This window comes from Moorena sp. (genome assembly GCF_982860115.1).
Map to the genome: position 1 here is coordinate 19,483 of NZ_CEYLVT010000082.1, position 9,200 is coordinate 28,682.

Sequence of the window (9,200 nt, forward strand, 5' to 3'; positions counted from 1 at the left end):
TGCTGATTAGTTTTTTTTGATATATTATATAGCATTTTAATTGCAGCCCCACACTGTCCTCCCTCCATCCGCCATCCGTTCCATCTGTTAACCCATTTACATCATCTTTTAAGCCATCCGTTGCGCCATCTGGCTATTGCCCATGCTACGCTGATCAGCAATGTGTTCACTACGCACACTCTGTGTGACGACCCGGTTAACCTCAACCGATGAAACGCCTATGGTACACATCAAGCGAGTGGAACTCTCGCGGTTCAAATCCTTCGGCGGCACTACAAAAATACCGCTCCTGGAAGGATTTACCGTAATTTCTGGGCCAAACGGGTCAGGCAAATCCAACATTCTTGATGCTCTTCTATTTTGTCTTGGTATCGCCAGTTCCAAAGGAATGCGAGCTGAACGCCTTCCTGATTTAGTTAACCACAATAAAGAACATCGAGGCACTGTCGAAGCGAGTGTCACAGTTACCTTTGACTTATCTGACTTTAATAACTATGACGAGTTACACGAACCGTTACAGGTTAGCAAGTTGGACGAACCGTTACAGGTTAGCAAGTTAGACGAACCGTTACAGGTTGAAGGTTCAGAAAATGACCTTGACCTTTCGGCCACGCTACGCGAACAACCAGATAACCTTGACCTTTCGGCCACGCTACGCGAACAACCAGATAACCTTCAACCCAATAACCTTCAACCCAATAACCTTCAACCCAATAACCTTCAACCCAATAACCTTCAACCCAATAACCTTGGCCAAAAGGCCACCCTAAGCGAACAACCGTCAACTCCTGACCAACCTGCAACGGATCTAGAATGGAGTGTCACCCGACGGTTGCGAGTCACTAAACAAGGTAATTACAGTTCCCAGTACTACATCAATGGTGAACCCTGTACTGTTACTGCACTTCATGAACAACTCAATCGCTTGCGGGTTTACCCAGAAGGCTATAATGTTGTCCAGCAAGGAGACGTCACTAGCATTATTTCAATGAAATCCCGAGAAAGGCGGGAGATTATTGACGAATTAGCTGGAGTTGCTGCCTTTGACCGCAAAATTACCCAAACTAAACAAACCCTCGCCACTGTCAAAGAGCGAGAAGAACGTTGCCGAATTATTGAACAAGAACTGACGGCTCAACGGGAACGCTTAGCTGCTGACCGTGCTAAAGCTGAGAAATATCAAAAACTCCGTGCTGAACTCCAACAAAAGCAACAGTGGGAAATTGTTCTAAAATGGCGATTGCTCCAGAAGCAAGTATCCCAACTTCAACAGCAGATTGATGCTGCTAATACGAAAAAAGCCAAGCTTATTGCTCAAATTACTAGCATAGAGGAACAAATAAACCAAACTACCACTGAACTTGACCAACTCAATGCTCGGGTCAAAGCTTTAGGAGAAGAAGAACAAATTGCGATCGCATCCACTCTTGCCACTCAACAAGCCGAACAACGTCAATTACAAACCCGACAGCAGGAATTAACTGAGAACCTACAAAATGCTGCTGTTAATCTCCAACGCACACAAGAGACAATTGAACAAGTCGAGCAAACCCTGCAACAGTTGATCGCAGAAAAAAATGATCTAGAGAGCTTGTCTAAAACCTCCTTACAAGTGGCACGGGATGAGGCCCAAGCTGCTCTCAACCAAAGCCGAGAACAAGCCAATGCGATCGCAGCGGCTAGTGAGGCCTGGGTACAACAACAAACCACCCTCACCAAGCAGATCGACACCCTACTCAAAACCATCAACCCCCAACGCACGGAGCAAGCTCAACTCCAAGAGCGTCAGAATCAGCTAAATCGGCAAATCGAAGACCAAACCCAGCAACTGCAAACCTTAGAACCAGAAATCGCCACCAAGCAAACCCAAGCTGTGGCATTAGAGACCCAATTAAGCACTTATTCCCAACAAGTCCAGTCTCTCGCCCAATCCTTAGGGAATACCGAACAACAACTACAAGTCCAACAACAAACCCAAACTCGCCTACTGGGGGAACAACGGCAAAAACAACGGCAACTCGATAAACTAGAAGCCCAAGCCCAAGCTCAACAAGAAGCCCAAGGGACTTATGCTACTAAAGTTATCCTAGAAAGTAGTCTAGTAGGAGTGTGTGGATTAGTTGCCCAATTGGGTAGAGTTGAACCGCGCTATCAGCTAGCCTTAGAAATTGCTGCTGGCGCACGCCTTGGTAATTTAGTGGTAGAAGATGATAGTGTAGCAGCGGCTGGGATCGAACTCCTCAAACAAAAACGCGCTGGCAGAGCCACCTTCTTACCTCTTACCAAAATCCAACCTAGGCAATTTACAGAAACGGTTGTGCTACGGTATGCTAAGGGCTTTGTTGACTACGCCATTAGGCTAATTGATTGCGACCCCCGTTACCAAAAAGTCTTTGCCTATGTATTTGGCTCTACAGTAGTCTTTGAAACTCTCAATGATGCCCGTACCTACTTGGGTAAACACCGCATCGTTACCCTAGATGGGGAAATCTTGGAAATAAGCGGTGCCATGACTGGTGGTAGCACCAGTCACCGTTCGGGATTGCACTTTGGTACCAGTGACACTATGGAGTCCTCTGAAATCCGTAGCTTGCGAACCCGGTTAGCGGAAATTGAACAGATTCTACACCATTGCGAGGGATTGATTACTACCGAATCTGCCTCGATCAAACAAATTACCCAGGAATTGACAGAAACTAGGGCAAAACACTCGGAAACCAAATTACGTTTGGAACAGTTACAAAGGGAGATTGAGCAATCTCAGACCAATCAAGCCCAAATGCGATCGCTTCTGGCTAAAAACAACCAAGAACTCTCCGCCGCTACTCAACGGCTAGAGACCATAGCCATAGAGTTACCCCAACAAGAATCCCAACTTGCTGACTTACGGCAACAACTGGCTCAACTGGAGGAGTCTCAAACTCATAACGAGTGGCAACAGATTCAGAACACCATTAAAACCGAAGAAGCTCAGTTGCGCGAGTGTGAACAAGTCTTGAGAAATACCGAGAAACAACTACAACAGAAGGAGAATCAGCAACAGCGCCTGAGGGATCAACTGACCGAAGGCCACCGGAAAATAGCAGACTATCAAACCCAAATCGAATCTTGGCAACAGCAGCAATCAGCAATTAACACTCAGTTAGAAACACTCACCAAGCAAATTACCGAAACGACAGTTGCCTTACGCCAGTTAGAGGAGAAATTGGGGCAAGAGAAACAAAAACGCGATCGCACCGAGCAACACCTACAAAAACTGCGCCAACAACACCAAGAAACCTCTTGGCAACACCAAAAACTTCAAGAAACCCAGTCTGCTAGAGCAGAAAAACTTGCTAGTCTCCAAACTCAACTCCAAGACCAAGCAGCTGAATTACCAGACCCTATACCAGAAATACCTCCAATTGTCAATAAAAATTCCCCCTCTAGTGACAAAAAAAGCTCAGAGGGAATTGCCGTTGACTCCCTAGCTGCTCAACTAGAACAACTACAAAAGGAACTGCGCAACGGACAGAAACGTCTACAGGCTATGGAACCCGTGAATATGCTGGCCTTAGAAGAATATGACCGAACTCAAGCTCGCCTCCAAGAACTGTCTGAGAAACTCGAAACCATAGCTGGTGAACGTACTGAACTGTTGCTAAGGATAGAAAACTTTACCACCTTGAGATACCGTGCTTTCAAAGAAGCCTTTGATGCCGTCAATGAAAATTTCCAAGCCATCTTTGCTGAACTGTCCGATGGGGATGGTTATTTACAACTCGATGATCCAGAGGACCCCTTTAGCGGTGGACTAAACCTGGTGGCACACCCCAAAGGTAAACCGGTGCGGCGGCTAGCATCTATGTCAGGAGGAGAAAAATCCCTCACAGCCCTTAGCTTTATCTTTGCCCTACAACGCTACCGTCCCTCGCCATTTTATGCTTTTGATGAAGTCGATATGTTTTTGGACGGGGCAAATGTCCAGCGATTAGCTAAAATGATCAAACAACAGGCTAAACTTGCGCAATTTATTGTAGTGAGCTTACGCCGTCCTATGATTGAGTCTGCTCAACGCACCATTGGTGTTACCCAAGCCAGGGGAGCATACACTCAAGTATTGGGTTTAAAACTATCACCCAAAAGTACGGTTAACTAGATAAAATCCCATTCATCAAATCCAGTATTATTGTAAGCATTAAGCCCAAGGCTGATCAGCTATAAGCTATTCATGATTGATTTTGGAGAGAACCGACCCAGGAACCCCTCGTCCGAAGGGGGTTATGTAGGAAAAAAACCGATGCTCAGAGGTTATATATAACCTCTGTAGTCTGTTGATTAACTATCAGGGTGGGATTACCTTAGCTGAAAGCTGATAGCTGATAGCTGAATGCTCACGTAATTAATGCTCACGTATTATTTATTTTTAATCCATCAGGAGTATAGCTCAGGAAAAGCGAGATATAATGACAACGGAACAAATTCGTCCACGCTCCGATATCTTAAATACTCAGGTAATTACCCGTGACAATGGCAAACGCCTCGGAGTCGTCAAGGAGCTCTTGGTAGATATAGACAGACGCCAGGTTGTGGCACTGGGTCTGCGAGACAACCTCCTGGCAGTAGCCGGTATGCCAAAGTACATGCTCCTGAGCAGCATTCGACAATTTGGTGATGTCATCCTGGTAGATGATCAAGACGTTATCGAAGATATTGATGTCGATGCCTATAGTACCCTGATTAACAGCGAAGTGATCACCGAAACCGGTGAACTCTTAGGTCGGGTTAGAGGCTTCAAGTTCAATGTAGAAGATGGCACCGTTTCCGCCTTAATCATTGCATCGATAGGGTTGCCCCAAATACCCGACCAGGTTATTAGTACTTATGAGCTACCCATTGATGAAATTGTCAGCAGTGGTCCAGACCGATTAATTGTATTTGAGGAAGCTCAAGAGCATCTGGTCCAGTTAACCGTCGGGGTATTAGAACGTATGGGGGTTGGCAGACCCCCTTGGGAAAAGGACACAGAAGACCCCTACTATACTCCAACGGCTAGACCAGAAAATCAACTGGGAACCGGGATTCCAATACGTACTCCCATCTCTCAGACAGTAGAGAATGCCAACCGAGCTCAAGATGCCTGGGATGACGATTGGCAAGAGCCAGAACTAGAGCCGATCAGACGAGAAGCACCAGTCCCGAAGAAGTATGTCGAAGCCAGATTAGAAGAAGATAACTGGAGCGATGAACGGGAAGAGTCCCCTCAGCCAGTGCGCTACGAGCAGCCAGTCTATAGCTCACCTGAGCCAAACTATGGTAAAACTAACACCCAGGACTATGACAAGTACGAAGTCGAGGGTGATGCCTGGGATGATGACCGCTCCCCAGAGCCTTACAAAGCACCGCGAGTCAACATTCCTGAGAAAAAGAAAGCTCCAGAATACGAAGAAGAGGCTGGTTACTAATACATGATAACTGTTGACAGTTGTTTGTTGACAGTTGTTTGTTGACAGTTGTTTGTTGAGGGTTAGGGAACAAATATAGCCTTGATCATAGTTATGAGGTACAGTCAATTTTCCCAACCCCTACTCCCTACTCTTTCAAGGGTATGTTTTTTACAAAGACGTCAGGTGTGGGGTGTAGGGTGTAGGGTGTAGGGTGTAGGGTGTGGGGGTACAGACAAGCGATGCAGCAAGGGAACAGGGGGTTTCCCCCACTCGCTATTGCATCAAGACAATATACTTAATTTGTCGTTAAAATCATCATTTGTTCGTTGTTTTTCTTTTCCTCTTCCTCTGAGTCGTCCCATGTTTTACCGAAATGTAAAAAACCTACCCCTGTGAGTACTCCCTACTCCCTACTCCCTACTCCCTACTCCCTACTCTCTACTCTCTACTTATTTCTTGGTTAACACAAACAAACTCCCCTGATTCCCCCGTCCAATGCGCAGGTCATTGTCAAGATAGGTTATCTCTAACCAACCCTCTTGGTTGTCGCTATTGATGGGAAAGTCAATAGCTGGGAACGTTTTGCCAGCTTCGATTTGCTCAATGAAATCATTGGCAGAGCTATAGCTCAGCAAGCTTTGTAGACCAATGATAGACCTCTCGAACCTAACATTAACCCGGCATTGAGATACTGGCTCGAAACTAGCACAAACACTGACAACACCTTCGAGATAAGGAATACCAGATAATTCAGCGATGTTGTAAATTTTAGTATCTGAGGTACGAACACATTGGTAGATTTGACCCAGTTGTACCAAGGGAAATCCGTCAAGATTCAAAAGTTCTTGACTCGTGGTATATAGCAGACGCCAGTTACCATCTAGCAAGTCTGGTGCCTCAAGGGGTCGAGGGGTGGGGTTTCTCCCTTCCAGTTGGGTAACTGCTGCAAGTATTGCTGTTTTATCGGTTTTGCTTGCTAATAGACCACGATTCTTTCCTGCGATCGCTTCTAAGAGTTCCGCCTTGCCAATCATAAAATTTCCTCTAGCTGACTGCTAGACTCAAAGTTAAAGGTTTTCACCTCGTCCATATTAGCTGAAGAAGCCTATGTACAATCCTGCTCTACGTGAACTACATCGTGATCAACTCGCTGAGGTAATTCCCCTTAAGCAAGAAACTTCCCTTTTAGATTGGTTAGAGTCTAATAATCGCCTGATCCCACGGGAGATTTTAGAGGAAGAAAATCCCCTAGGTGATGACGTAGAAATCTCTGAACTGATGGGGGTAGAGGAAAGTAGCTACGAGGAGGAGGAAGAAAGTTTGACTTAACGCTAACTAGTTTTACCAAATAGTCTAGTTTTAGCCAATAGTTTTACCCGAATTGGAACCGAATGGCAATCAGAAATGATTCACAATGTAACCGTTGCTGAATCATTTCTAAAATTATTTTTCATAAACTAAATTATACCACAAAACAACAAGGTTTTGAGCAACTAATTAATTCATCCCTAATGAATTAATTAGTTGATGTTTACTATTATTGGTCACTCTACTTCAATGGCATCTATCCTTTCAATGATGTCTCTAGTGCTCCAAGCCTACTGCTGATTTCGATGCCACCTGGGGAAAAGGGTATCTCAGTCCCGAAAAATTTCTCAAAATTGTCTACACTGACCTGAATTCCAAAAAAAATAAGTTTTGAGTCATGCTGTATGAGTAATTCACCCTTAGATCACGATCATGAGTCGGGGAGACTACTGGTTAGACCGTAATGAGAGCTACTTAGCCAAGGCACTGGATTGGCTGCGTCTGCGTTTACAACAGCTGGCGGGGAAAGAAGTCATAGAGACAGACATAGAGCAAGCTTATGGTGCAATGGAAACCGTTGCAGCCATAGAGCCATACCCGGCCTTGGTGTATTTAAGTCGCCGGTTTGGACTTTCCCCTTTTGAACAAGGGGTGTTGCTGTTGTGTGCGGGGATGGAACTGGATACCAGGATTGCTGGTTTATGTGCTTTGGCTCAAAACGATGAACAACGTCCCTATCCCACCTTTGCTTTAGCGCTTTCCCTGTTTGACCAACCGGCTTGGGATGTAGTTTCACCGGAACGTCCCCTGCGTTATTGGCGATTGATTGAAATTAACCAGGTAGGATATCAACCTTTAATTACTAGTGCATTGCGAGCTGATGAGCGAATTGTCAATTACCTCAAAGGCTTAAATTACTTAGATGACCGACTGGCAACCTTAGTAATGACCGTGGACCCCCCCACAGGTAACCTACCTCCTTCTCAGGAAACTATTGTTAAAAAAATTATCAACAATCTCAAACAAGCAAGCTCTGCACCCCATTTACCCATCATTCAGTTATTGGGTACAGATAGTCCTAGTAAGGAGCTAATTGCTGGTCATACCGCTAGCGCTCTTGGTTTGCAACTGTATCGCTTACCCTCTGGGTTACTACCGACCCCAGCCGCAGAATTGGAAACTTTCTTGCGATTGTGGGAGAGGGAAAGTATTCTGATGCCAGTGGTGCTTTACCTCGATGCCCAGGAACAGGAAAAATCCGCAACTACTGGTTCCGCTTCACCACTCCACCGCTTTTTATCACGGTACCACAGTTTGTTGTTTCTCGATACCCACGAAGCGCGATCGCATTTAACTAGAGCCAGTGTTACCGTTGATATTACCAAACCTACCGCCCCAGAACAACAAGCAGCTTGGAGCAACTGTCTTGGTGATGCTGGCTTAACAGAAAGTCCCTCCCTTTTAGCCAGTCAGTTTAATCTTAACCTCTCAACTATTGAGCAGAATGCCCGATTAGCACTGGATGAAAAGATAACAGATAAGGTCGAATGCCATACTCGTCTTTGGCATGCTTGTTTACTTAGCACTCGTCCGCAATTGGATAACCTGGCGACTCCCATCGATACCAAAGCCACTTGGGATGATCTAGTTTTACCAAAAGAAGAAATGGGCTTGCTCCATCAAATTGCTGACCAAGTTAACCAACGTCGTAAAGTCTATGAAAATTGGGGATTTCAACGACGGATGAATCGGGGAATGGGAATCAGTGCCTTGTTTGCTGGGGAAAGTGGGACCGGAAAGACCATGGCAGCGGAAGTGATAGCGAATAATTTACAACTAAATCTTTACCGCATTGACCTGTCAGCCGTGGTAAGTAAATATATCGGCGAAACAGAGAAAAACCTGCGACGTTTATTTGATGCTGCGGAAGATGGTGGAGCAATGTTATTTTTCGATGAAGCAGATGCTCTATTTGGTAAACGTAGTGAAGTAAAAGACAGTCATGACCGCTATGCCAATATAGAGATTAATTATCTATTACAGCGGATAGAATCTTATCGGGGATTGGCAATTTTAGCAACCAATATGAAGAGTGCTTTAGATCAAGCATTTCTACGGCGACTGCGGTTTATAATTGAGTTTCCCTTCCCTGGTCGGTTGCAACGTAAGCTGATGTGGCAGAACGTTTTTCCAGAGGAAACACCTTTAGAAGAATTAGATTATGACCGTTTGGGGCGATTTAATCTTGCCGGTGGTAGTATTAATAATATTGCTCTCAATGCAGCTTTTTTAGCAGCCCAGGCAGGTACCCCCGTAACCATGGAATTGGTATTGGCAGCCACACGGACGGAGTTTCGCAAGTTAAACATACCAATTTATCCAGAGGATTTTAGGTTATAAGCCGCAAGTGTGGAATCGGGAATCGGAACCCACCCCTAACCCCTCCCAGGAGGGGAATCGGGAATC

At 45.3% G+C, this 9,200-nt stretch carries 7 protein-coding genes; 5 read left to right on the forward strand and 2 right to left on the reverse strand.

The genetic code is table 11. The features are described from left to right. Nucleotides 1-108: 108 nt before the first annotated feature. Nucleotides 109-342, reverse strand: coding sequence for a hypothetical protein (locus tag AC4II3_RS15825; RefSeq protein ID WP_488009063.1), 234 nt, complete (start codon nucleotides 340-342; stop codon nucleotides 109-111). Here AC4II3_RS15825 and smc point away from each other — a divergent pair. From smc to AC4II3_RS15840, 3 genes are all read left to right on the forward strand, one after another. Next, nucleotides 239-4,138, forward strand: a complete 3,900-nt coding sequence (gene smc / locus AC4II3_RS15830) for a chromosome segregation protein SMC (protein ID WP_488009057.1) — start codon at nucleotides 239-241, stop codon at nucleotides 4,136-4,138. The two genes, AC4II3_RS15825 and smc, sit on opposite strands and share 104 nt — an antisense overlap. A gap of 307 nt (nucleotides 4,139-4,445) precedes the next feature. Further along, on the forward strand, nucleotides 4,446-5,444 hold the full coding sequence (locus AC4II3_RS15835) for a PRC-barrel domain-containing protein (protein WP_070395043.1): 999 nt from the start codon (nucleotides 4,446-4,448) through the stop codon (nucleotides 5,442-5,444). 308 nt (nucleotides 5,445-5,752) lie between these two features. Beyond that, on the forward strand, nucleotides 5,753-5,890 hold the full coding sequence (locus AC4II3_RS15840; protein WP_488009015.1) for a hypothetical protein: 138 nt from the start codon (nucleotides 5,753-5,755) through the stop codon (nucleotides 5,888-5,890). Here the strand turns inward: AC4II3_RS15840 and AC4II3_RS15845 are convergent. Beyond that, nucleotides 5,876-6,460 carry a PAP/fibrillin family protein gene (locus AC4II3_RS15845; protein ID WP_488009013.1) on the reverse strand — a complete coding sequence of 195 codons (585 nt, stop codon included), beginning with the start codon at nucleotides 6,458-6,460 and terminating at the stop codon, nucleotides 5,876-5,878. The two genes, AC4II3_RS15840 and AC4II3_RS15845, sit on opposite strands and share 15 nt — an antisense overlap. Before the next feature lie 73 nt (nucleotides 6,461-6,533). Between AC4II3_RS15845 and AC4II3_RS15850 the strand changes: the two genes are divergently transcribed. Both AC4II3_RS15850 and AC4II3_RS15855 read left to right on the forward strand, forming a co-directional pair. Continuing rightward, nucleotides 6,534-6,755 carry a DUF3134 domain-containing protein gene (locus AC4II3_RS15850; RefSeq protein WP_488009011.1) on the forward strand — a complete coding sequence of 74 codons (222 nt, stop codon included), beginning with the start codon at nucleotides 6,534-6,536 and terminating at the stop codon, nucleotides 6,753-6,755. A gap of 411 nt (nucleotides 6,756-7,166) precedes the next feature. Next, nucleotides 7,167-9,134: an ATP-binding protein gene (locus AC4II3_RS15855; protein WP_488009009.1), complete on the forward strand. Its 1,968-nt coding sequence runs from the start codon at nucleotides 7,167-7,169 to the stop codon at nucleotides 9,132-9,134. The last annotated feature ends 66 nt before the right edge of the window (nucleotides 9,135-9,200 follow it).

Coding starts and splice junctions, on each gene's coding strand:
- AC4II3_RS15835 (WP_070395043.1), top strand. CDS start 4,446: ATGACAACGGAACAAATTCGTCCACGCTCCGATATCTTAAATACTCAG.
- AC4II3_RS15825 (WP_488009063.1), bottom strand. CDS start 342: ATGTTGGATTTGCCTGACCCGTTTGGCCCAGAAATTACGGTAAATCCT.
- AC4II3_RS15850 (WP_488009011.1), top strand. CDS start 6,534: ATGTACAATCCTGCTCTACGTGAACTACATCGTGATCAACTCGCTGAG.
- AC4II3_RS15845 (WP_488009013.1), bottom strand. CDS start 6,460: ATGATTGGCAAGGCGGAACTCTTAGAAGCGATCGCAGGAAAGAATCGT.
- AC4II3_RS15855 (WP_488009009.1), top strand. CDS start 7,167: ATGAGTCGGGGAGACTACTGGTTAGACCGTAATGAGAGCTACTTAGCC.